Origin of the sequence: Methylobacterium sp. J-092, assembly GCF_022829325.1 — a bacterium.
Classification (GTDB): domain Bacteria; phylum Pseudomonadota; class Alphaproteobacteria; order Rhizobiales; family Beijerinckiaceae; genus Methylobacterium.
This window is the reverse complement of the sequence record NZ_JAKSXU010000108.1, coordinates 11,478-34,512: the sequence shown is the minus strand read 5'-3', so window position 1 is coordinate 34,512 and position 23,035 is coordinate 11,478. Positions and strand designations below refer to the sequence as shown.

Genomic DNA, 23,035 nt, shown 5'->3' with positions numbered 1-23,035 from the left:
CGCACCCCGGTTACAGCCGGCCCGATCCGGCACGACGGACGGCTGACAGGCGGGCGCCTTTCGCGCTCAATGGCGTCCGGACGCGAAGGCCGAGCGGCGATGAACGCTGCCGGCGGCGTCCCTCGGGAGAGACGCCATGATCCGCCACCTCGTCACCGCGGCCGCCTGCCTCGTCGGCGCGCACGCGGCGCTCGCACAGGAGAAGACCGCCCCGGCGGACCTCGCGCCCGTCAAGATCGGCGTGCTCAACGACCGCTCGGGGGTCTATTCCGACTCCACCGGCGAGGGCGCGGTGATCGCCGCGCGCCTGGCGCTCGAGGACTTCAAGCCGGCCGAGCACGGGCTGACCGTCGAGATCGTCTCCGCCGACCACCAGAACAAGCCCGACATCGGCGCCGCGCTGACCCGGCAATGGTACGATCGCGACGGGGTCGACGCGGTGTTCGACGTGCCGACCTCCTCGGTGGCGCTGGCCGTCAACGCGATCACCCGCGAGAAGAACAAGGTCTTCGTGAATTCCGGCGGCGGCACGCCGGACCTAACCGGTGCGCAATGCACCCCCAACACCGTGCACTGGACCTACGACACGGTGGCGCTCGCGACCAGCAACGGCAAGGCGATGCTGAAGCGCGGCGGCGACACCTGGTTCTTCCTCGCCGCCGACTACGCCTTCGGCCTCGCGCTGGAGCGCGACACCCGCGCGGTGGTGCTCAAGAACGGCGGCACGGTGCTCGGCACCGTCAAGACGCCGTTCCCGACCGCCGACTTCTCGTCGTTCCTGATCCAGGCGCAGGGGTCGGGGGCCAAGGTGATCGGGCTCGCCAATGCCGGGGGCGATGCCGCCAACGCGATCAAGCAGGCGCACGAGTTCGGCATCCGCGAGAGCGGGCAGGCGCTGGCCGCGCTGCTGATCTCCTCGACCGACATCCACGCCCTCGGGACCACGATCGCCCAGGGGCTGACGCTCACCGAGGCGTTCTACTGGGACCTCAACGACCGGACCCGCGCCTTCTCCGAGCGCTTCGCGAAGCGCGACGGCGGCCGCAAGCCCACCGCCTACCAGGCCGGCGTCTACGGCGGCTTCCTGCACTACTTGAAGGCGGTGGCCGCGCTCCATTCGGCGAAGGACGGCGCCGCCGTCGTCGCCAAGATGAAGGACATGCCGACCGACGACCCGCTCTTCGGCAAGGGCACGATCCGCGCTGACGGGCGCAAGATCCACGACATGTACCTGTTCGAGGTCAAGAAGCCCGCCGACTCCAAGGGCGAGTGGGACCTCTACAACGTCCTGGCGGTCAACCCCGGCAACGAGGTGTTCCGCCCGCTGGCCGAGGGGGGCTGCCCGCTGGTGAAGGGGTGAGCCCGGGGCAGCGCTCCGTGGCGCCTTCTCCCAGGGGGAGAAGGGTGGGATGAGGGGCGTGACCTCTCCGTAGGGGTCCCATGCCTCGACCCGCAAGCGCTCGGGGTGGGAAGCTTTGCCCCGTCCGCTCATCGGTGCGGAAGGGGCGAATCCGACAGACTGGAACGCGAGAACCGGCGTGAGAGGTGCAGCCTCTCCGGACGACGCACGCCCCTCATCCTGTCCTTCTCCCCCTGGGAGAAGGGACCCGCGGGCGATCCGGCGACGAACGCGACCGTCACCCGATCACCCGCACCGGCGCGCCGTCGAGAAACCCTTGGATGTCGGCCACCGCCTCGGTGAAGTAGGTGCGGTAGTTGGCCTCGCTGACGTAGCCGAGATGGGGCAGGGCCAGCAGGTTCGGCAGGCTGCGCCAGGGCGAGTCCGCCGGCAGCGGCTCGGTCTCGAACACGTCGAGGCCGGCCCCGCCGATCCGCCCGTCCCGGAGCGCGGCCTGCAGCGCCGGCCCGTCGACGAGGCCCGCCCGCGCGGTGTTGATCAGCAGGGCGTGGGGTTGCATCAGCGCCAGCGCCGCGGCGTCGACGAGCCCGCGGGTGCGCTCGCCCAGCACCAGGTGGACCGAGACCACGTCGCTCCCGGCCAGCAGGTCCGCCTTGGAAGCCGCGAGCGCGACGCCGGCCTCCGCCGCCCGCTCCGCCGTGAGGTTCGGGCTCCAAGCCGAGACCGCCATGCCGAAGGCCTGGCCGATGCGGGCGACGCGGGTCCCGATCTTGCCGAGCCCCAGGATGCCGAGGCGGCGGCCGGCGAGATCCGCGCCCACGCTCGTCTGCCAGCCGCCGGCCCGGAGCGCGTTCGCCTCCGGCACGACGCGGCGGGCGAGGCCCAGGATCAGCGCCCAGGTCAGCTCCACCGGCGGCTCGGAACCGCTCGCCGTGCCGCAGACGGTGATGCCGCGTGCCTTGGCCGCCGCGAGGTCGATGCTCGCGTTGCGCATGCCGGACGTGACCAGGAGCTTCAGCTTCGGCAGGCGCGCGAGCAGGGCGGCCGGGAACGGCGTGCGCTCGCGCATCATCACTACGATCTCGCACTCGGCGATGGCCTCGACCAGCGCGTCCTGCGTCGCGAAGCCCGCGCGGAAGGTCCGCAGCGCGACCCGGTCCCGGACGGGAGACCAGTCCGCCAGCGTGGTGGCGACGCCCTGGTAGTCGTCGAGGATCGCGCAGTTGAGCATGGTTGGCATCCGATCTCAGGCCCGGGCGGGCGCCGGCGGGGGGCCCGTCACCGGGTCGGCGAGCCGCGTCGGCAGGGTGTTGATGCGCAACGCCGTCCGCAGCGCCCGCGACGCGGCGTCGACCGCGACCGTCATCGCGGCGGTGGCGGCGATCAGCACCACGGCGACGTCGAGGCGCAATTCCGAGATCGCGGCGTCGACGTAGTAGCCGAGCGTCGCGACGCCGAGGATGCCGAAGATCGCGCTCTCGCGCAGGATCAGCTCCCAGCGGTAGAGCAGGTAGGCGAGGAACTGCCCGTAGAGCCGCGGCACGGTCTCGTAGGCGTAGAGGTTCAGGCCGCGCGGCGCGTCCGCCCGGTAGGGCAGCGCGTCGGCGTGGCGGCCCATCAGATAGCCGACGATGCCGGCGTTGTGGATCGACAGCGCGAGGATCGCCGGCAGCATCGAGGGGCCGAGCATCTGCAGCAGCACGTAGGCGAGCATGTATTCCGGCGTCGAGCGCAGCACCACGAGGAGCACGCGCCCCGCGGGCGACCCGAACCGGCCGGAGAACCGGCGCGACACCAGCGGGAACAGCACGAGCGCGCCGAGGGCGGTGGCGACGAGGGCGATCTGCGCCAGCACCAGCGTCTGCACCGCGCCGGGGAGGATCTGCCCGGTCAGGATCGGCACGAACCAGGCCCAGAGGCGGGGCAGGGTTTCGGGATCGAGAAGGCTGGCGCCGCGCAGGGGCGCGGGGACGACGTCGTGGGTGAGGAAGCGGAGGAGGCTGGCGCCGACGTTCGTGGTGCCGATCGTGGCCGGCAGCGCCAGCGCGCTCGCCGCGATCAGCACCGGCACGGACCCCACCCGCACCCAGAGCCGGCGCGAGCCGATCAGCGCGTAGAACACCAGGAGCAGCGCGCCGGCCTCGGCGTAGCGCCCCTGCCGGAAGGCGGATTCGAGATAGAACCCCATGGTCGGCAGGCCGATGAAGCCGAGCACCAGGGTCGAGCGCATGGCGCATTCGAAGCGGTAGAGCGTGTAGTGCCGGAAGGACCCGGCGACCTCCGGCAGGCGGGCGTAGAGGAAGGCGGAGACGCTGCCCGTGCCCTCGGGCAGCACCCGCAGGGCCGAGAGGTCGGCCTCCTCGATGATCTCCGAATAGACCTTCGCGCAGATGCCCGCGTAGGGCAGGGCGATGGCGAGGATGCCGGTGGTGGCCGAGAGCCCGAACACCTGCATCAGCAGCAGCGCCCAGAACAGCTCGTGCACGGCGCGGAGCCCGGCGCAGAGGAGGCGGATGCTGCGGAACCGCGCGAAGGGAATCGCCAGCAGGAACCCGGTGCCGGCCCCACACGTCACGCCGAGCACCGCGAAGGCGACGGTGTAGACGACGCTCCAGCCCTCCACCGAGAGCAGGTCCGGCCGGATCAGCCCGGCCAGCAGGCGCTGGAGATCGGCCCAGGGGTTCAGGCTGGTGACGTGCAGGTCGGCGAGAAACAGCGCGGCGAGCGCCGCGGCCGCGAACCAGCGGCTGACGGCGGCGTAGCCCGGGGCGGAGCGCTGCCGCCCGATCACGCCGCCGCCTGGTAGAAGGGGCTCAGCGCGGCGGCGTCGAGGGTGCGGGCCGGCGCGTCCAGGACGATGCGGCCGGCATCCAGCACCACGATCCGGTCGGTGTGGGCGAGCGCCAGCGCGACGTCGTGGAGGGCCACCACCAGGGTCTCGTGGCTGCGGGCCATCTCGGCGAGCACCGCGGCGCCCTGCATCCGGTCCAGCGCCGAGACCGGCTCGTCGCCGACCAGGATCGGCCGGCCGTTGTAGAGCGCGCGGGCGACCGAGACCCGCTGCTGCTGCCCGCCCGACAGCGCGCCGGCCTTGTCGCGGATCTTCTCCGCCAGCCCGACGCGGGCCAGCACGGCACGGATCTCGGCGAGGTCGGCGGCGGCGGGGAAGGCCAGGGTGCGCAGGTTGTGCAGGGTCGAGCGGCGGTCGAGCCGGCCCATGTAGACGTTGTGGAACACCGACAGCGTCCGCACGAGCGCGGCCGCCTGCGGCACCAGGGCGACCCGCTCCGGGGCCTGCGCCTGGATCAGGCCGATCAGCGTCGACTTGCCGGCGCCGGAACGCCCCATCAGCGCGACCCGCTCGCCCGCGCGGACCGTCAGGTCGATGCCGGAGAGCACCGCGCGCCCGTCGTAGGCGGCGCTCGCGTTCGTCAGCCGGATCGCAGGTTCGGCCATCGTCGGGTCAGTCGAGCAGGCCGGTCGACCGGCCCACCGCGATCAGCGGCGCGTAGGCCGCGTTGTCGACGGGGATGAACTTCGAGCGGCCGAACGGCGCGAGGATCGCCGGATCGGTGATGCCGACGAGCGCCGCCTTCAGCCGCGCGGTGAAGCCTTCGCCGTAGATCGCGTCGACGTCGCCGCGGACCGTCCACTGGTAGTCGGGGAAGGTCGGGCTCTCCCAGATCACCGAGACCGCCTTGGGGTCGACCTTGCCGGCCTTGGTGTCGAGATCCCAGACCGAGTAGTCGACCGCGCCGACGGCGAAGGCCCCCGACTGGACGAGCTGGATCGTCCGGCTGTGATCGCCCGAGAAGCCCACCGTCGGGAAGACCTGCTCCGGGGTCTTGCCGGGAAAGGCCTGCCGGATGAAGTATTCCGGCATCAGCCGCCCCGAGGTCGAGGCGCGCGAGCCGAAGGTGAAGCTCTTGCCGGCGATGGCCGTCGGGAAGTCGGCCGCCTTCGCAAGGCCGGTCTTCGCGTTGGCGATGAGGTAGGTCTTGAAGGCGGCATCCTCGGCCCCTTGCGCGATCGCCTGCGAGCCCGGCACGGCCTTGCGGGCCTGCACGCCGGTGAAGCCGCCGAACCAGGCGAGCTGCACCTGCCCGTTGGTGAAGGCGGTGACGGCCGCCGGATAGTTCTTCACCGGGATGTAGGTCACCGGCACGCCGAGCTTGCCTTCGAGGTAGGCCGCGACCTTGCCGAAGCGCTCGACCAGGCGGCTCTCGTCCTGGTCGGGGATGCCGGTGAACACGAAGGCGGGCTTGGCGCCCTGCGCCGTGGCCGGCCCCGCGACGGCGACGCCGGCGAGCGCCGCCAGGACCAGAATCCGCACCCCGTCGATCATAGCGTCCCTCTCGCCCGTCCCGAAGACGCCTGACCTAGCAGAGCACCGCCCCCCGACGCCATGGCCGCAGGTGCATCGCCGCCGCGGGACTTCGTGGGCGAGGCGCCCGCCTCGGATCTCCCCCGGTGCCGTCGGTCACGATGCCTTGAGCGGATGGATACCCGCCTGCCCGAAGCCCGTTCGGGCACGACGATCGCATCCTCGAGAAAGCCATCCCGACATGAAGACCCTCCTCCTCGGCGCGACGCTGGCCCTCGGCCTCCTGGCAGGATCGAGCCTGCCGGGCCACGCCGCCGCCGGCGACGGCCTCGACCGCAACGCGGCGGCGACCGGCAACAGCACCTTCGCCGGCCAGCATCGGACCGCGCGCATGGGCAGCATGACGGCACGCAGGCCGATGATGCGCCGTCACCGCCGGCATCGCTGAGCCGATCCCCGCGGGCCGCCGGTCAGGGGCCGGCGGCCCGCGGGGGCGGTCCCGTCACGCGGCCGCGGCCGCATCGAGCAGCCAGGCGATCCGGCCCTGGCTCGTCACCCGCCCGGCCGGGAGATCCTCGCCCGCGGCGAGCCGCCGGAGCGCCGCGCGCTTGCTCTCGCCGCTCACCAGGAACAGGACCAGGGCGGAGGACGCGAGCGCCGGATAGGTCAGCGTCACGCGGGGCACGAAGGGCGCGAGCCCGGCCTCGGGCACGGGGGCGACGAGCCTGGCCGTCTCGGACAGGGCCGGCTTGCCCGGGAACAGCGAGGCGGTGTGTCCGTCCTCGCCGAGCCCGAGCAGGACGCAGTCGAACAGCGGGCGGGCCGGATCGAGCCGGTCGGCGCCGTAGAATTCCAGGAGCGTGCGCGCGTAGGTCTCGGCCGCGGCCTCGGGCCCCGCGTCGGTCGGGATGAAGTGCAGGTGCGCCGCCGGCACCGCCGTGCCGTGGCCGAAGGCCTCGCGGACCATGCGGACGTTGCTGTCGGCGTGGTCCCACGGCACCGCCCGGTCGTCGCCGAAGAACCAGTGGACCCGGTCCCACGGCACGCGGCCGACATGGTCCGGGCCGGCCAGCAGCGCATAGAGCCGCTTCGGCGTCGAGCCGCCGGACAAGGCGATCGCGATCCGCTCGGATCGGGAGGCCTCGCAGGCGGCGATCAGGCGCTCCGCCGCCTCGTGGGCCACGGCGTCGGCATCGGGCAGGACCACGGCATCGGGCGGCAGCGCGGCCGTCATGACTTCTTGGGCTCCTGGTGCCCGCCGAAGCCCTTGCGCATCGCCGACAGCATCTTGTCGGCGTAGGAGGCGTCCTCGCGCGAGCGGAAGCGGCGGTAGAGGGCGTTCGAGAGCACGGTGGCCGGGACGGATTCCTCGATCGCCGCATTGATCGTCCAGCGCCCCTCGCCGGAATCCTCCACGTAGCCGGAATAGTCGTCGAGCTTCTCGTCGGTCGCCAGCGCGTTCGCCGTCAGGTCGAGGAGCCAGGACGAGACCACGCTGCCGCGGCGCCAGACCTCGGCGATGTCGCCGAGGTTGAGGTCGAACCGGCGCTCGGGCGGCAGGTTCTCGCTGTCGGCGTGCTTGAGGATGTCGAAGCCCTCGGCATAGGCCTGCATCAGCCCGTACTCGATGCCGTTGTGGATCATCTTGACGAAGTGGCCCGCCCCGCTCGGGCCGGCATGGATGTAGCCCTGCTCGGCGCGGGGGTCGCGCCCCTCGCGGCCCGGCGTCCGCGGGATGTCGCCGATGCCGGGCGCCAGCGTCGCGAAGATCGGATCGAGCCTGCCGACGGCGGCGGTGTCGCCGCCGATCATCATGCAGTAGCCGCGCTCCAGCCCCCAGACGCCGCCCGAGGTGCCGACGTCGACGTAGTGGATGCCCTTGCCCTTGAGCTCGCCGGCGCGGCGCACGTCGTCGCCGTAGAACGAGTTGCCGCCGTCGATGATCACGTCGTCGGCCTGCATCAGGCCGGACAGGGCCTTGACGGTTCCCTCCGTGATGGCGCCGGCCGGCAGCATCACCCAGGCGGCCCGCGGAACGTCGAGCTTGCCGACGAAGTCCTCCAGGCTGTCGGCGCCGACCGCGCCGGCCTCGACCAAAGCCTTCACCGCCTCCGGGTTCTGGTCGAAGACCACCGCGGTGTGCCCGTCGCGCAGGAGGCGCCGGACGATGTTGCCACCCATCCGGCCGAGGCCGATCATGCCGAGCTGCATTGGTTTGGCACTCCGTTTGAGACTCTATCGGGGTCGGGCCCCTCATGCCCGGCGGCGCCCGCGTGGCGGAGCCGGGCGCGATCGTGCGTCGGGTCGCTCAGCCCGCGGCGGCGGTCAGGGCCGCGGCGATCCGCTTGAGGCCCGCCGGGACGTCGCCGCCCTTGATGTGGATCCGCAAGGCGCGGCGCCCGCGCTCGGACAGCACCGACAGGTCGCCGCGCGCCTGCGCCGCGACCACCGTGCCGAAGCCGAGCTTGCGCCCCGGAATCGCGAGATCCTCGGTCGGATCAGCGGTGATCTGCACGAACACGCCGCTGTCGGGGCCGCCCTTGTAGGCCTGCCCCGTCGAGTGCAGGAAGCGCGGCCCGAACTCGAGGCAGGTCGCCACGTGCTTCGCGTCGCGGATCGCGAGGCGGGCCTGCTGCAGCGTGGCGTGGTTCGCCGCGTTGCGGGGCACGTAGGCGAGCAGCGCCAGGTAGTCGCCGGCCTTGAGCCGGGCGACCTGCGCCTTGAGCCCGGCCTCGAGGCCGTCCGTCGCCGCCGGCAGCGCGCCGGCATTGGCCGGGTCGGCGTAGAGGGCGATGGTCTCGTCCTCGAACACCGGCGTCTCGGGCGGCAGCGCGCCGCTCGCCTCGGCGGCCTCGAACAACTTCTTCGTCTCGATCTTGCTCGCCTCGACGTCGGGCTGGTCGAACGGGTTGATGCCGAGCAGGGCACCGGCCACCGCGGTCGCCATCTCGAAGCGGAAGAACTCCTGCGGCAGCTGCTCCACCGTGTCGAGGGTGATGCGCACCACCGGATGACCGTCGCGCTCCAGGCCGCGCAGGGTCTCGTCCTGGCGCTCGTCGGCATGGCCGTCGAGGCGCAGGTAGACGAAGACGCGGTCGTGGCCGTAGGCGGCCGGCACGTCGACGGGCTCGCCGTCGATCGGGATCAGGCCCTTGCCCTGCTTGCCCGTAGATTCCGCGATGAGCTGCTCGGCCCAGCCGCCGAAGCTCGCGATCGCCGGCGAGGCGACGATCGTCACCTTGTCGCGGCCGGCCAGCCCCGCGGTGCCCATCGCGGCGCCGAGGAGCACCCCGGGGTTCTCGGTCGGCGGCACGGCCGGGCCGCAGGAGCGCACCATGATCCGCGCCCGCTCCAGGAAATCCTTCACGTCGATGCCGATGCAGGCCGCCGGCACCAGCCCGAAGGCCGAGAGCACCGAGTAGCGCCCGCCGATCTGCGGCACGCCATGGAAGATCTGCCGGAAGCCGTCGGCCTCGGCCGCCTTCTCCATGGCCGAGCCGGGATCGGTGACCGCGAGGAAATGCGCGCCGGCGCGGTCGCCGACGACCGCCTTCATCCGCGCCAGGAAGTAGTCGCGGAAGACGTTCGGCTCCAGCGTCGAGCCGGATTTGGAGGCGACGATGAACAGCGTGCGCGGCAGGTCGAGGGTGGCCTCGAGCGCACGGACCTCGTCGGGATGGGTCGAGTCGAGGATCGAGAGCTTGGGGAAGCCGTCGCGGTTGCCGTAGGTCAGGCCGAGCACTTCCGGGCCGAGGCTCGACCCGCCCATGCCGAGCACCACGACGTCGCTGAACGCCCGGCTCCGCACCCAGGCCGAGAGCGCGGCGTAGGCGTCGGCGCGCTCCAGCTCGTCCTCGACGATGCGGAGCCAGCCGAGCCACTTGTCCTCGTCGGCGCCCGACCAGACCGTGGTGTCGTGCGCCCAGAGCCGGCGGATCGCGCCGCTCGCGCGCCAGGCCTCGACCGCCTTGCCGGTCTCGGTCGCGAGCGCGTCGCCGAGCTTGAGGCTCTGGCCGTCGAGCCGGTGGCCGAGCAGCGCCACGCGCTTGCCGGCGACCGCGCCGAGCAGCTTGTCGGCGGCGTCGATGAACAGCTGCACGCCCTCCTCGACCAGCTGCCGGGCCACCGCGTCGATGTCGATGCCGGCCTCGGAAAGGCGCGCCATCACGGCCTCCGCCCCGGCCACGTCCTCCTCGATCGCGTTGCGGACCTCGCCGTGGTCGCGGAACGCGTCCATGGTCGCCGGCGGCATGGTGTTGACGGTGTTCGGGCCGATCAGCTCCTCGACGTAGAGCACGTCGCGGTAGGCCTTGTTCTTGGTGCCGGTCGAGGCCCAGAGCAGCCGCTGCGCCTTGGCGCCCTTCTCGGCGAGTGCCGTCCACGCAGCCTCCCCGAACACCGCCTTGTAGCGCTGGTAGGCGAGCTTGGCGTTGGCGATCGCGACCTTGCCCTTGAGGTGCTCCAGGGCGGCCTTCTGGTCGGGGTCGTTGGCCGCCGCGATCTTCTCGTCCAGCAGCTTGTCGACGAGCACGTCGATGCGGCTGATGAAGAAGCTCGCGACGCTGGCGATCCGCGAGACGTCGCCGCCGTTGCGGGCATGCTCCGCGAGCCCTTCGACGAAGGCGCGGGCGACCTTCTCGTACTCGCCCTGCGAGAACAGCAGGGTGACGTTGATCGAGATGCCCTCCGCCGTGAGCTGGCGGATCGCCGGGATGCCCTCCGGCGTCGCCGGCACCTTCACCATCAGGTTGTCGCGGCCGACCGCCTTGTGGAGCCTGCGGGCCTCCTCCAGCGTCTCCTCGGTCTGTAGGGCGAGGTAGGGCGACACCTCGAGGCTGACGTAGCCGTCGGCGCCGTCGGACGCCTCGTAGACCGGGCGCAGCACGTCGGCCGCCGCCTGGATGTCGGCGATGGCCAGGCCCTCGTAGAGGTCGATGACGCGGCTGTCGCCCTGCTCCATCACGCCCTTGAGGCTGGCATCGTACTCGTCGGAATGGCCGATGGCCTTCTCGAAGATCGACGGGTTGGAGGTGACGCCGCGCAGGCCGTCGTTCTCGACCAGCGCCTTGAGCTCGCCCTTGGCGATGAAGCCGCGGGCGACGAAGTCGAGCCAGACCGCCTGATCCTGTTCGGTGTGCAGGGCCTTGAGCGCGTTCATGTCGATGCCTCGCAGATCGTCGGTCTTCACGTCGTCGATGCCGGCCGGGCCTGGTCGGCCGGCCTCGGCGGGTCTGTCTTGGTCGGTATGTCTTGGTCGATGAGTTCTGGGGATCAAACACACGACCCGGGTCTTGGCTCCGGCACGGAACGCAGACCCGGGTCGCGGCCGCTAGGGCTTGCGCGCGCCCCGGTGCTTGGCGATCTGGTCGCGGGCGGCCAGCAGCACCTTCTCCGGGGTGAAGCCGAACTTGGCCTGCAGGTCTTTGATCGGCGCCGAGGAGCCGAAGGTGTGCATGCCGATGATCGTGCCGGCCGAGCCCGCGTAGCGGTCCCAGCCGATCGCCGAGCCCTGCTCCACGGCGACGCGGGCCAGCACGGCCGGCGGCAGCACGCTCTCGCGATAGGCCTCGTCCTGGCGCTCGAACAGGTCCCAGGACGGCATCGAGACGACGCGCGCCGTCACCCCCTCCGCGACCAGGCTCTCGTAGGCCTGCATGCAGAGCTGCACCTCGGAGCCCGAGCCGATCAGGATCACCTCCGGCGTGGCGTCGCCGCCCGCGAGCACGTAGCCGCCCTTGGCGACGCCCGACGCGCTGGCGAACTTGGTGCGGTCGATCGTCGGCAGCGGCTGGCGCGAGAGGGCCAGCACCGCCGGCTGGTCCTTCAGCGAGAAGATCACGCGGTAGGCTTCGGCCACCTCGTTGGCGTCGGCCGGGCGCAGCGTCACGAGCCCGGGGATGCAGCGCAGGCTCAGGAGCTGCTCCACCGGCTGGTGGGTCGGCCCGTCCTCGCCCACGCCGATCGAGTCGTGGGTGAAGATGTGGAAGACCGGCAGCTCCATCAGCGAGGCGAGCCGCACCGCCGGGCGCATGTAGTCGACGAAGACCAGGAAGGTCGCGCCGTAGGCCCGGAGGCCGGAGAGCCCGAGCCCGTTCACGATCGAGCCCATGGCGTGCTCGCGCACGCCGAAGTGGATGTTGCGGCCGCCCGGCTCGAACGGGGTGAGCGAGCCCGCCCCCTCGAAGGTGAGGTTCGACTTGTTCGACGGCGCGAGGTCGGCCGAGCCGCCGAGCATGAACGGCACGTGCTGGGCGATGGCGTTCAGCACCTTGCCGGAGGATTCGCGGGTCGCGAGCCCCTTGGCATCGGGCTCGAAGACCGGGATGTCCCGGTCCCAGCCCTCGGGCAGGCGGCCCTCGAAGAAGGCGTCGAGCGATTCCGCGTGCTCGGCGTCGGCCTCCTTGGCCGCCGTCAGGAAGCCCTGCCACTGGTCGTAGAGCTCGGCCCCGCGCTTGCCGATGTTGTCGGCGAAGTTCTGCTGCACCCCGTCCGGCACCAGGAACTGCGCGTCCTCCGGCCAGCCGTAGGCGCGCTTGGCGCCCTTGACCTCGTCCTCGCCGAGCGCGTCCGAGTGGGCCTTCGCGGTGTTCTGCTTCTTGGGCGCTCCGAAGCCGATGATCGAGTTGACGACGATGATGGTCGGCCGGTCGCTCGACTGCAGGAAGGTCTCGATCGCGGCCGAGATCGCGTGCACGTCGTTGGCGTCGGCGACCCGCAGCACCTGCCAGCCGTAGGCGAGGAACCGGGTGGCGACCTCCTCGCCGAAGGCCAGCTCGGTGTGGCCCTCGATGGTGATGGTGTTGTTGTCGTAGATCCAGCAAAGGTTCGACAGGCGCAGGTGCCCGGCGATCGAGGCGGCCTCGGAGGCGACGCCCTCCATCAGGTCCCCGTCCGAGCAGATCGCGTAGACGTTGTAGTCGAACAGCGGCAGGTCGGGCTTGTTCAGGTGCTCGCCGAGGTAGCGGCCGCCCATCGCCATGCCGACGGAGTTCGCCACGCCCTGGCCGAGCGGCCCGGTGGTGGTCTCGACGCCGGTGGTGAAGTGGTATTCCGGGTGGCCGGGGGTGCGGCTGTCGAGCTGGCGGAAGGACTTGATGTCGTCGAGCGTCACGGCCGGCGCGTTGCCGCCGTCGGTCTCGGCCACGTTGGCGAGGTGCAGCAGCGAATAGAGCAGCATCGAGGCGTGTCCGCAGGACAGCACGAAGCGGTCGCGGTTCGGCCAGTGCGGATGCGCCGGATCGTAGCGCAGGTAGCGGTTCCACAGGGTGTAGGCGACCGGCGCCAGCGCCATCGGCGCGCCGGCATGTCCCGAATTCGCCTTCTGCACCGCATCGATCGCCAGCGTGCGGATCGTGTCGATCGAGAGCTTGTCGATCTCGGAAAGCGCCGTCTTGGGCGCGGTGTCTGCTCCGCTCATGGTGTCGTCTTTCCCGTTGTCGTCACTGCGGCGCGAGACTGCTCGCGACCGCGCGCGGATCGTGCTCACGCGAAACTTGCGCGCCCGGCCCGCGGCCGGCGGGCGCATCCGAATCGTCGGCGCCGCCCCGCTCCTTCGCAGGCCCTTCGGCCCGGCTGTAATTGAGGATGGTGTTCACGAGCGCAACATGCGTGAACGCCTGAGGGAAGTTGCCCACCAGCCGCTGGGCCTTCCCGTCGTACTCCTCGGACACGAGCCCGAGGTCGTTGCAGATGCCGATCAGGCGCTCGATCAGCGCGCGGGCTTCCGCGCGGCGGCCGAGGCCGATCAGGTTGTCGGCGTACCAGAACGTGCAGGGCAGGAACGCGCCCTCGTTGCCGGGCAGCCCGTCCGTGGTCTGCCCTTGCGTGTCGTAGCGCAGGATGAAGCCGTCGCGCATCAGGTCCCGGCCGATCGCCTCGACGGTACCGACCACGCGCGGGTCGTCCTGGGGCAGGAAGCCCATATGGGCGATCAGCAGCAGGCTCGCATCGAGCTGCTTCGAGCCGTAATACTGCACGAAGCTGTTGAGCTCCGGGTCGAACCCCTTCTCGCACACCTCCGCGTGGATCCGGTCGCGGATCGCCTTCCAGCGCGCGACCGGTGCGTCGGGGGCGCCGGGCTGGCCAGCGTGGCTGCGGATCGCGCGGTCGAAGGCGACCCAGGCCATGACCTTCGAATGGACGAAGTGCTTGCGGCCGCCGCGCACCTCCCAGATGCCCTCGTCCGGCTCGCTCCAGACCTTCTCCAGATGCGCGATGATCGCCAGGCCCACGCGCCAGCCGTCCTTGTCGGTCGGCATGCCGCGCATCCGCGCCTGATAGAGCGCGTCGAACAGCTCGCCGTAGACGTCGAGCTGGAACTGCGACACCGCGGCGTTGCCGACCCGGACAGGCTTCGAGCCCTCGTAGCCGGGCAGCCAGTCGAGCTCGATCTCGGGCAGCAGCCGCTCGCCGGCGATGCCGTAGAGGATGTGTGCCTGCTCCGGATTCCCGGCCACCGCGCGCTGCAGCCAGTCGCGCCACGCCCGCGCCTCCTCGAGGAAGCCGCCATCCATCAGCGCCATCAGGGTGAAGGTCGAGTCGCGCAGCCAGCAGAACCGGTAGTCCCAGTTGCGGACGCCGCCGAGCGACTCCGGCAGAGAGGTCGTGGGCGCGGCCACGATGCCGCCGGTCGGCATGTAGATCAGCGCCTTCAGCGTCAGGAGCGAGCGCTTCAGCATCGCGTCCCAGGGCGTGCCCTTCGCGCAGCGGTCGGACCAGTCCCGCCAGAACTGGTCGGTGGCGGCCAGCACCTTGCGCGGCTCGATCGGGGGCGGGTCGTCCTCGTGGCTGGCGCCGTAGCTCAGGGTGAAGGCGACCGACTCGCCGGCATGGACCGTGAACTCCGAGACCGTGGTCTGCCCATGGCCCCTGAGATGCGCCTTGGTGCGCAGGACCGCCTTGTGCGGGCCCGAGATCGCCCGGAGGTCGCCGAGCTCGTTGTGCGACACCCACGGCACGGCCGAGCCGTAATCGAAGCGCATCGCGAGATCCATGCGCATCGCGACGCGTCCGTGCAGCCCCTCGACGAGACGGATCAGGTGCGATCCGTCGCCGGCGGGCATGTAGTCGATGACCCGGACCTCGCCCTCGCGGGTCTTGTGGTGGGTCTCCAGCACGAGGCTGCCTTCGCGGTAGGCCCAGGTGGTCTCGACATGCCCGGCCTGCGGCGCGAGGCGCCAGAATCCGTGCTCCTCGGTGCCGAGGAGGGAGGCGAACAGGGCGGAGGCATCGAAGCGCGGCCAGCACAGCCAGTCGACGCTGCCCTGCCGGCTGATCAGCGCGGCGGTGCGGCCGTCGCCGATGAGCGCGTAATCCTCGATGCGTGCGGCCATGAAGCGGGTCCGTCGCGGCCGGCGACAGCAGCCGTCCGATGCACTGCACCTAGGTCGGCGACGCGATGCGGTCCAGGGCGCGCCCGGGAAATCCGATGGTGGGGGCGGTGCGGGTCGGATCGCGGCCCCGGTCGGGCGGCCGCACTGCAGCATCGCGCGGGATGCCGGGCCGCCTCAGTTCAGGCGGTCGACCAGGAGCGCGACCGAGCTGCCGAGCGACGAGGCCCCGCTGCGCAGGTAGGCGGCGGCATCCCCGACGACGCGCGCGGCCGGGGCGAAGGGGAGGGCGAGGTCCGGCAGCAGGCCGTCGCGGGCCTGCGCCTGCGCCTCGACGGGCGCGGGCCGGACGATCTCGGAGAACGGGTCGGGCCGGCGCGGCGGCCCCTCCGCGCAGCGCGGGGCGGTGCAGGCGCGCCGGAGCGGCGCGGCGGTCGCCACCCGGGCGACCGGATGCGGCGCGGCCGCGGTGCGGATCTCCGGCAGGACGAAGCTCGGCGGCACCTGCGCGAAGGCGATGGCGGCCGGCAACCGGGGCAGGGCGGCCTCGACCGGAGCCGCCGCATGGAAGGCGTGGGGCGCGACCGAGGCCGCCGGAACCGGAGCGGGCGGCGTCGGAGCCGGCTCGCGGCAGATCAGCGAGCCCGCGCCGAGAACGAGCGCCGTCACCAGGGTCGGGAGGAAGGGGAGGGAGAGGCGGCCGGAACCGCCACCGTCGAGGGCCGCGAAGGGGTCTGGCTTCGACATCCGATCCTTCGAACCTCCGCACCGTCGCGACGGCCACAGAGGTGCCCTGCATTTGCGGCGGAAGCTGGACCGTTTCCTTTCCGCTCGGTTGCGCGGCGCGATCAGGGCCGCGGGGCGAGCGCCTCGGCGCGGCGCTTCCGCCGGAACGGGGCACGCCGCTTGCCTTGCGACACGGCCGGCGGCATGCGTCGCGGCCACGCTCCGACTTGCTGCCCCGTTTGCCGCCCAACGCCGGGCCCCGATGACCGAAACCAGCCTCACCGTCGCCGTGATCGATCCGAGCCGGGCGCGTGCCGCGATCCTGGAGGAGGGCCTGCGCGCCGCCGGGATCGGCCGCGTCGTGGTGATGGCCGACACCGCCGACCTGATGGAGCGCGTCGCCGCGCTCGCCCCCGACGTGGTGGTGATCCACCTGGAGAGCCCGAGCCGCGACATCCTGGAGCAGATGTCGGGGGTCGCGCGCCACGTCGAGCGGCCGGTGGCGATGTTCGTCGACCGCTCGGACGCCACGATGATGCAGGCGGCGGTCGATGCCGGGATCTCGGCCTACGTCGTCGACGGCCTGCGGCCCGAGCGGATCAAGCCGATCCTCGACATCGCGATCCTGCGCTTCAACGCGTTCTCGCGGCTGCAGCGGGAGCTGTCGGAGGCGCGGGGCGAGCTCGCCGACCGCAAGCTGATCGAGCGCGCCAAGGGCATCCTCATGAGCATGAAGGGCCTGTCCGAGGACGAGGCCTACAAGCAGCTGCGAAAGAAGGCGATGAACGAGAAGCGGAAGATCGCCGACATCGCGCGGGCGATCGTCACCGCGGCCGACCTGCTCGGATGAGGGCGCGATGAGACTTCGCAGATGAGACTGCACCTGGGCTACGTGCCCCTCTGCGACGCGGCCCCCGTGATCGCCGCCCACGAGATGGGCTTCGCCCGCGCCGAAGGGCTCGATCTCGACCTCACCGCCGAGCCGTCCTGGGCGACGCTGCGCGACCGGCTGGCGCTCGGCTACCTCGACGCCGCGCACATCCTGGCGCCGCTGGCGCTGGCGAGCGCGCTCGGGCTGTCGGGGCCGCCCTCCGACCTGATCGTGCCGCTGTCGCTCAGCCTGAACGGCAACGCGATCACCCTGTCCGGCAGCCTCTGGGCGGCGATGGCGCCCGAGAGCGAGCGCCTCGCCGATGTCGCCCGCGCCTTCGCCCAGGTCGCGCGCGCGCGGAGGCAGGCCGGCAAGCCGCTGACGCTCGGCACCGTCCACCCGTTCTCCTCGCACACCTATCAGCTCCGGCTGTTCGCCGAGGCCGGCGGCCTCGACCCGGCCGCCGTCCGGCTGGTGGCGGTGCCGCCCCAGCACAGCGTCGAGGCGCTGGCGCGCGGGATCGTCGACGGCTTCTGCGCCGGCGCGCCCTGGAACGCGGTCGCGGTCGCGGCCGGCCTCGGGCGCATCGCCGCGCTCGGCTGCGAGGTGGCGCCGGACGCGCCCGAGAAGGTCCTCGCGGTCGCGCCGCGGCTCGACGGCGCGATCCCGCCCCTGGTGCGGGCCGTCGCCAGGGCAGGGCGCTGGTGCGCGGACCCGGCGAACCGCTCCGAGCTCGCCCACCGGCTCGCGCGGCGGGCCTATCTCAACCTCGATCCCGCCTTGATCGCCCGCACCCTCGAGGGCACGATCGTCCTCGACGGGACGGGTCTGCAGCGCGAGGCCCCCGACTACCTGCGCCTCGACGCGGCGGCGCAGGAGCCGCGCGCCGCGCATGCCGGCTGGGTGCTGGCGCAGATGAAGGCGGCCGGGCAGGGGCCGCTCGACGACCTCCTGCCCGCCGCGGAGGCGGTCTACCGCCCGGATCTCTACGCGGCGGCCGGACTATCCCCCGCCTGAGACCTGCGGGACGCCCGCATCCGACGGAATCGCCTGCGAGGAAACGGAACGCGGAGGCCGCGACGTCGTTATCGTCATGCCATGCCAGGTTGCCGCAAGCTCGACACCGCCTCGTCCATTCCCGCCTCGCGCGGACGCGTGGACCTCTCGGCCTATGTCCGGCACCGGGGCCGCGCGCCCCGGGCGATGAACGACAACCGGCGGGCGCGGGCAGCGCCCCCCTGGCGGTGGGCCCTCCTCATCGGCGCCGTCCCCGTCGTCGGCCTGATGGCAGCCCTCTCGACCCTCATCTAGCCGACCCGCCGGGCACAAGCCTCCTGGACGCTCTCGCCCCCCCGCCGAGCGTCCTTCCCGCGTTCGACGGGCCCGCGACGCTGCGCGGTCGAGTCGAGGGTGCATCGTGGGCCCCTGCCCGATCGGGCTTCATTCGCCTCATCTTTGTGCAGCGCACACCCTCCGCGCGAAACCGGGCACCGACCGCTCGGCCGGGCCCGGCAGAGCGCGCGAGCCTCGTCCCGCCGAACTGGCACGGAACCTGCTGAGGTGATCCGACCCGTCAACGACGACGGGCAGCACCGTCAGCGAGGCCGCTGAACCGATGTCTCCTCGCGGGCGGCGACGCTTGCCGGGAGGTCGATCGGCGGCGGCTTTTTTCGTGGCGGACGTGCCCGGCGCAATCGAGGACGAGACCCTTCCACCGATGCTCACAGCCCAGACGGATCAGGTTCCAGCCGCGGAGATCCCGCGCGAGAGGCTCGTCGTGATCGGCAACGGCATGGCCTCGCTGCGGTTTCTCGAGCGGCTGACCGAAGGGTCGCCCGGCCGCTACGACGTCACCGTGGTCGGCGCCGAGCCGGTGGCCGCCTACAACCGGGTGCTGCTGTCCTCGCTCCTCGGCGGCGAGGTCGACGAGGCGGCCTGCGCCTTCCGCGGGCTCGACTGGTACGAGAGCCACGGCATCCGCCTGATCACCGGCGCCCCCGCCACGCAGGTCGACCGCGAGAACGCGCTGGTCGTGGTCGGCGAGACCCACGTCCTGCCGTTCGACAAGCTGGTGCTCGCGGTCGGCTCCGTGCCGATCCGCCTGCCCAAGCCCGGGATGGACCTGCCCGGCATCATCACGTTCCGCGACCTGGCGGACGTGTCGGCGATCCGGAAGGCGGCGGTCCAGCACGCCAAGGCCATCGTCATCGGCGGCGGCCTGCTCGGGCTCGAGGCGGCGGTCGGGCTGGCGCGGCTCGGCGTCGACACCACCCTGCTCCACGTCATGGACCGGCTGATGGAGCGGCAGCTCGATCATTCCGCGGCCGCCCTGGTCCGCCGGGCGATGGAGGCCCGCGGCGTCAAGGTCCTGCTCAACGCCGACACCGACCGCGTCGAGGGCGACGGCCGCGTCGAGCGCCTGATCCTGGCCGACGGCACGGTGCTGCCGGCCGATCTCGTCGTCATGTCGGTGGGCGTGCGCCCGAACCTCGCCCTGGCGCAGGGCGCGGGGATCGAGACCGGGCGCGGCATCAAGGTCGACGACCGGATGACCACCTCGGACCCGCGGATCTTCGCGCTCGGCGAATGCGCCGAGCATCGCGGCATGGTCTACGGCCTCGTCGAGCCGGCCTACGAGCATGCCGAGACCCTGAGCCGCCACCTCTCCGGGCTCGAGGCCCAGTATTCCGGCACGGCGCTCTCGACGAGCCTCAAGGTCTCGGGGCTGCCGGTGTTCTCCGCGGGCGTGGTCGACACGCCCGACACCGCGGAGGCGATCGTGATGAGCGATCCGGGCGCCGGCCTCTACCGCAAGCTCCTGGTCGAGCGCGACCGCCTGATCGGCGCGGTCTTCGTCGGCGACATCGGCGAGCAGGGCCTGTGCAAGACCCTGATCCGCACCGGCGCGCCGGTCGGGGATCAGATCGACGACCTGATGTTCGGGCGCCCCGCGGCGCCCCCGGCCGAACCCCTCGCCAAGAATCTGGCAGCGTGAAGGAGGCAGACCATGGCTGAAGACTTCAACGCCGAACAGCAACGCTACCTCGAAGGCTTCGCCTCGGGCGTCGCCGCCGCCCGCCTCACCGGTGGCCTCGCCCTCGGCCAGGGCGGTCCGCCGCCCGAGCCGACCGGGCCGGACGCGATCCACATCAAGGCGCAGGACCGCACGGTGAAGGCCGGCGGCAAGCTCTGCGAGCAGGAGAAGTGGAAGCGCGCGGAGAACCCGTTCGAGGGCCACAACCGGCTGAAGGTGGAGGCCGCCACCGGCAAGGCCCCGAAGCCGGAGGACAACTTCCGCTGGCGCTACCACGGCCTGTTCTGGGTCGCCCCGAACCAGACCTCGTTCATGGCGCGCCTGCGCATCCCCAACGGCATCCTGCACCATTGGCAGTTTTCCGGCGTCGCCGACCTCGCCGACGCGCATGGCGGCGGCTACGTCCACGTCACCACGCGGGCGAACCTCCAGGTGCGCCACATCGCGCCCGAGCACGCCCAGCCCTTCCTCGACGGACTCGTCGACATCGGGCTGACGGCGCGCGGCGCGGGCGCCGACAACATCCGCAACGTCACCGGCTCGCCCACCGCCGGGATCGACGCCCAGGAGCTCCTCGACACGCGTCCGCTCGCCAAGTCCTGGAACAACTGGATCATCAACGACCAGTCGCTCTACGGCCTGCCGCGCAAGTTCAACGTCGCCTTCGACGGCGGCGGCATCGTCGCGGTGCTGGAGGAGACCAACGACATCGGCTTCCAGGCGATCGAGGTGCTGGAGGGCGCGAGCGTCGCGCCGGGCGTGTGGATGCGCCTGGTGCTCGGCGGCATCTCCGGCCATCGGGACCTCGCCCGCGACACCGGCATCGTGCTGAGGCCGGAGGATTGCAACGCGGTCTCGGATGCGATCATCCGGGTGTTCATCGAGAACGGCGACCGGACCAACCGCAACAAGGCGCGGATGAAGTACGTCCTCGACGCCTGGGGCTTCGACAAGTACCTCGCCGCCGTCGAGGAGAAGCTCGGGCGCAAGCTCGACCGGGTCGACCCCGCCCACGTCGCGCCGCGCCGCACCACCGACCGGTTCGCCCATGTCGGCGTGCATGCGCAGGTCCAGCCCGGGCTGAACTGGGTCGGCGTGATCCTGCCGGTCGGCAAGATCATGAGCGACCAGGTCCGCGCGCTCGCGCGGATCGCGCAGGAATGCGGCGACGGGCAGATCCGCATGACGGTCTGGCAGAACTTCCTGTTCTCCGGCGTGCCCGACGCCAAGGTCGCCGAGGTGGAGGCGCGGGTGCAGGCGCTCGGGCTCACCACGAAGGCCGCCGGCATCCGTGCGGGGCTCGTCGCCTGCACCGGCTCGAACGGCTGCAAGTTCGCCGCCGCCGACACCAAGGGCGACGCGATGATCATCGCCGACCACGTCGAGGCCGCGCTGCCGGAGCTCGACGTGCCGGTGAACGTGCACGTCACCGGCTGCCACCACAGCTGCGCCCAGCACTACATCGGCGACATCGGCCTGATCGGCGCCAAGGTGGTGGTCTCGGAGGAGGGCGACACCGTTCCGGGCTACGACGTCGTGGTCGGCGGCGGCTTCGCCGAGAACCCGAAGATCGGCACCGAGATCTGGACCGCGATCAAGGCGGAGGACGCGCCGTCCCGCGTCGAGGCGCTGCTGCGCACCTACCTCGCCCGCCGCACCGGGCCGGACGAGAGCTTCCAGACCTTCACGGCGCGCACCGGGCCGGAAGCCCTGCGCGACCTTGCCGAAGACCAGCCAGCCCTCAAGGCAGCCGCATGAGCGAGCACGTCTCTCCCCCCCTCGTCCTCGTCCCCGAGAACGCCCCGTTCTCCGCCGACCAGCGCTCGTGGCTGTCGGGCTACTTCGCCGCCCTCCTCGGCCCGGCGGTCGAGGGCGCCACCGCCCTGGCCCCCGGCGACATGGCCGGCGGCCCCAAGCTCGCCGACAACGACGACGCGCCCTGGCACGACCCGTCGCTGCCGATCACCGAGCGCATGGAGATGGCCAAGGCCCGGCCCGAGCCGCAGAAGCTCATGGCGGCGATGGCGCAGCAGGATTGCGGCCAGTGCGGCTACAATTGCGCCGACTACGCCAACGCCATCTTCCTCAAGAGCGAGGCGCGTCTGAACCTCTGCCAGCCCGGCGGCAAGGAGACGCTCCGGATGCTGAAGAAGCTCGACGAGGAGTTCGGCACGGGCGACGCCGCCGCGCCGGCCGCGGCCGCGGCCGCGGACAAGGCCGCCGACCTCGGCCCCCTCGGCTTCTGCCGCGAGAACCCGGTGGAGGCGATCTTCCTCGGCCGTCGCCGGCTCAACGAGCCGGGCGGCGAGAAGGAGACGTGGCACGTCGAGTTCGACCTCAGGGACACGCCGATCAGCTACGAGGCCGGCGATTCGCTCGGCCTGTTCCCGGCCAACGCGCCGGCGCTCGCCGACGCGGTGATCGCCGAGCTCGGCGCCCGCCCCGAGCGGGTGATCGGCGGCAAGACCCTGCGCGACCGGCTGATCGCCGACTACTCGCTCGGCGCCGCCCCCGACGGGCTCTACCAGCTGCTCTCGCTGCTGACCTCCGGCGAGGCCCGGCGGAAGGCCAAGGCGCTCTCGGCCGGCGAGGACCCGGACGGCGACGCCGCCTATCTCGACGTGCTCGGCGCCCTGCACAAGTTTCCCGGCGCGCGCCCGGACGCCGAGGTCTTCCTCGAATCCCTCGACGAGCTGCAGCCGCGGCTCTACTCGATCTCGTCCTCGCCGAAGATGGATGCGGGCAAGGTCTCGCTGACGGTGGACGCGGTGCGCTACAACCACCGCTCGCGCCTCCGGCTCGGCGTCGCCTCGACGCATCTCGGCGAGCGCATGCCCGAGCAGACCCGGGCGAAGATCTACCTGCAGAAGGCGCACGGCTTCGGGCTGCCGAAGGACCTCGCCACCGACGTGATCATGTGCGGCCCCGGCACCGGCATCGCGCCGTTCCGGGCCTTTCTGCGCGAGCGCGCCGCGACGCAGGCGCCTGGGCGCAACTGGCTGTTCTACGGCCACCAGCGCCAGGCGAGCGACTTCTTCTACAAGGACGAGCTCACCCGGATGCGCGACGACAAGGTGCTGACGCGCCTGTCGCTGGCCTGGTCGCGCGACGGCACCGAGAAGACCTACGTCCAGGACCGCATGCGCGAGAACGGCGCCGATTTGTGGAAGTGGCTGGAGGGGGGCGCCCACTTCTACGTCTGCGGCGACGCCAAGCGGATGGCCAAGGACGTGGAGCGCGCGATCATCGACGTCGCCGCCCAGCACGGCGGCAAATCCCCCGACGAGGCGGTGGCCTATCTCGGCGCGCTGAAGAAGGCCGGGCGCTACCAGGCCGACGTGTACTGAGCCGACAGGGCCGCCCTCCCGCTCGCGCGGGAAGGGCGGCGCTG

17 protein-coding genes are annotated in these 23,035 nt (G+C 71.9%); 7 read left to right on the top strand and 10 right to left on the bottom strand.

The genetic code is table 11. The annotated features are described in order from the left end of the window. Positions 1-136 precede the first annotated feature (136 nt). On the top strand, positions 137-1,360 hold the full coding sequence (locus MKK60_RS11905) for an ABC transporter substrate-binding protein (protein WP_243985988.1): 1,224 nt from the start codon (positions 137-139) through the stop codon (positions 1,358-1,360). 277 nt (positions 1,361-1,637) lie between these two features. Here the strand turns inward: MKK60_RS11905 and MKK60_RS11900 are convergent, their stop codons facing one another. Genes MKK60_RS11900 through MKK60_RS11885 form a run of 4 tightly spaced genes read right to left on the bottom strand, consistent with a single transcriptional unit; the run spans position 1,638 to position 5,693 of the window. Beyond that, on the bottom strand, positions 1,638-2,591 hold the full coding sequence (locus MKK60_RS11900; protein WP_409567393.1) for a D-2-hydroxyacid dehydrogenase family protein: 954 nt from the start codon (positions 2,589-2,591) through the stop codon (positions 1,638-1,640). A 15-nt stretch (positions 2,592-2,606) separates the two neighbouring features. After that, the gene (locus tag MKK60_RS11895; protein ID WP_243985984.1) at positions 2,607-4,151 is read right to left on the bottom strand and encodes a PhnE/PtxC family ABC transporter permease; all 1,545 of its coding nucleotides are present in this window, start codon (positions 4,149-4,151) and stop codon (positions 2,607-2,609) included. After that, entirely contained in the window at positions 4,148-4,816 is a 669-nt protein-coding gene (locus MKK60_RS11890) for an ATP-binding cassette domain-containing protein (protein ID WP_243933172.1), read from the bottom strand. Before MKK60_RS11890 ends, MKK60_RS11895 begins: the two co-directional genes overlap by 4 nt. A gap of 7 nt (positions 4,817-4,823) precedes the next feature. After that, positions 4,824-5,693, bottom strand: a complete 870-nt coding sequence (locus MKK60_RS11885; protein WP_243985982.1) for a putative selenate ABC transporter substrate-binding protein — start codon at positions 5,691-5,693, stop codon at positions 4,824-4,826. 232 nt (positions 5,694-5,925) lie between these two features. Between MKK60_RS11885 and MKK60_RS11880 the strand changes: the two genes are divergently transcribed. Further along, positions 5,926-6,132 (top strand): hypothetical protein, encoded by a 207-nt coding sequence (locus MKK60_RS11880; protein WP_147841738.1) that lies wholly within the window; start codon positions 5,926-5,928, stop codon positions 6,130-6,132. A gap of 54 nt (positions 6,133-6,186) precedes the next feature. On the opposite strand, the gene pgl is transcribed toward MKK60_RS11880, so the two are convergent. The 6 genes from pgl to MKK60_RS11850 form a co-directional block, all read right to left on the bottom strand. After that, entirely contained in the window at positions 6,187-6,918 is a 732-nt protein-coding gene (gene pgl / locus MKK60_RS11875; RefSeq protein ID WP_147841739.1) for a 6-phosphogluconolactonase, read from the bottom strand. Continuing rightward, positions 6,915-7,895, bottom strand: a complete 981-nt coding sequence (gnd, locus tag MKK60_RS11870) for a phosphogluconate dehydrogenase (NAD(+)-dependent, decarboxylating) (protein WP_243985980.1) — start codon at positions 7,893-7,895, stop codon at positions 6,915-6,917. The genes pgl and gnd overlap by 4 nt, the downstream gene beginning before the upstream one ends. A 97-nt stretch (positions 7,896-7,992) precedes the next feature. Then, entirely contained in the window at positions 7,993-10,842 is a 2,850-nt protein-coding gene (locus MKK60_RS11865) for a bifunctional transaldolase/phosoglucose isomerase (RefSeq protein ID WP_243986088.1), read from the bottom strand. A 171-nt stretch (positions 10,843-11,013) separates the two neighbouring features. Continuing rightward, positions 11,014-13,101: a transketolase gene (gene tkt / locus MKK60_RS11860; RefSeq protein WP_147858703.1), complete on the bottom strand. Its 2,088-nt coding sequence runs from the start codon at positions 13,099-13,101 to the stop codon at positions 11,014-11,016. 22 nt (positions 13,102-13,123) lie between these two features. Beyond that, positions 13,124-15,016 (bottom strand): glycoside hydrolase family 15 protein, encoded by a 1,893-nt coding sequence (locus tag MKK60_RS11855; protein WP_147841742.1) that lies wholly within the window; start codon positions 15,014-15,016, stop codon positions 13,124-13,126. 174 nt (positions 15,017-15,190) lie between these two features. Then, complete coding sequence (locus tag MKK60_RS11850; RefSeq protein ID WP_243948842.1) at positions 15,191-15,760, bottom strand: hypothetical protein; 570 nt, start codon at positions 15,758-15,760, stop codon at positions 15,191-15,193. Between the two features lie 241 nt (positions 15,761-16,001). Between MKK60_RS11850 and MKK60_RS11845 the strand changes: the two genes are divergently transcribed. The 5 genes from MKK60_RS11845 (at position 16,002) to MKK60_RS11825 (ending at position 22,991) form a co-directional block, all read left to right on the top strand. Beyond that, positions 16,002-16,589: an ANTAR domain-containing response regulator gene (locus tag MKK60_RS11845; RefSeq protein WP_147729847.1), complete on the top strand. Its 588-nt coding sequence runs from the start codon at positions 16,002-16,004 to the stop codon at positions 16,587-16,589. A gap of 21 nt (positions 16,590-16,610) precedes the next feature. Beyond that, positions 16,611-17,627, top strand: a complete 1,017-nt coding sequence (locus tag MKK60_RS11840) for a CmpA/NrtA family ABC transporter substrate-binding protein (protein WP_243985973.1) — start codon at positions 16,611-16,613, stop codon at positions 17,625-17,627. Positions 17,628-18,327: 700 nt separating this feature from the next. Then, on the top strand, positions 18,328-19,605 hold the full coding sequence (locus MKK60_RS11835) for an NAD(P)/FAD-dependent oxidoreductase (protein ID WP_243985971.1): 1,278 nt from the start codon (positions 18,328-18,330) through the stop codon (positions 19,603-19,605). A 12-nt stretch (positions 19,606-19,617) separates the two neighbouring features. After that, positions 19,618-21,402 carry a NirA family protein gene (locus tag MKK60_RS11830; RefSeq protein WP_147844307.1) on the top strand — a complete coding sequence of 595 codons (1,785 nt, stop codon included), beginning with the start codon at positions 19,618-19,620 and terminating at the stop codon, positions 21,400-21,402. Then, the gene (locus MKK60_RS11825) at positions 21,399-22,991 is read left to right on the top strand and encodes a sulfite reductase subunit alpha (protein WP_243933155.1); all 1,593 of its coding nucleotides are present in this window, start codon (positions 21,399-21,401) and stop codon (positions 22,989-22,991) included. The genes MKK60_RS11830 and MKK60_RS11825 overlap by 4 nt, the downstream gene beginning before the upstream one ends. Positions 22,992-23,035 lie beyond the last annotated feature (44 nt).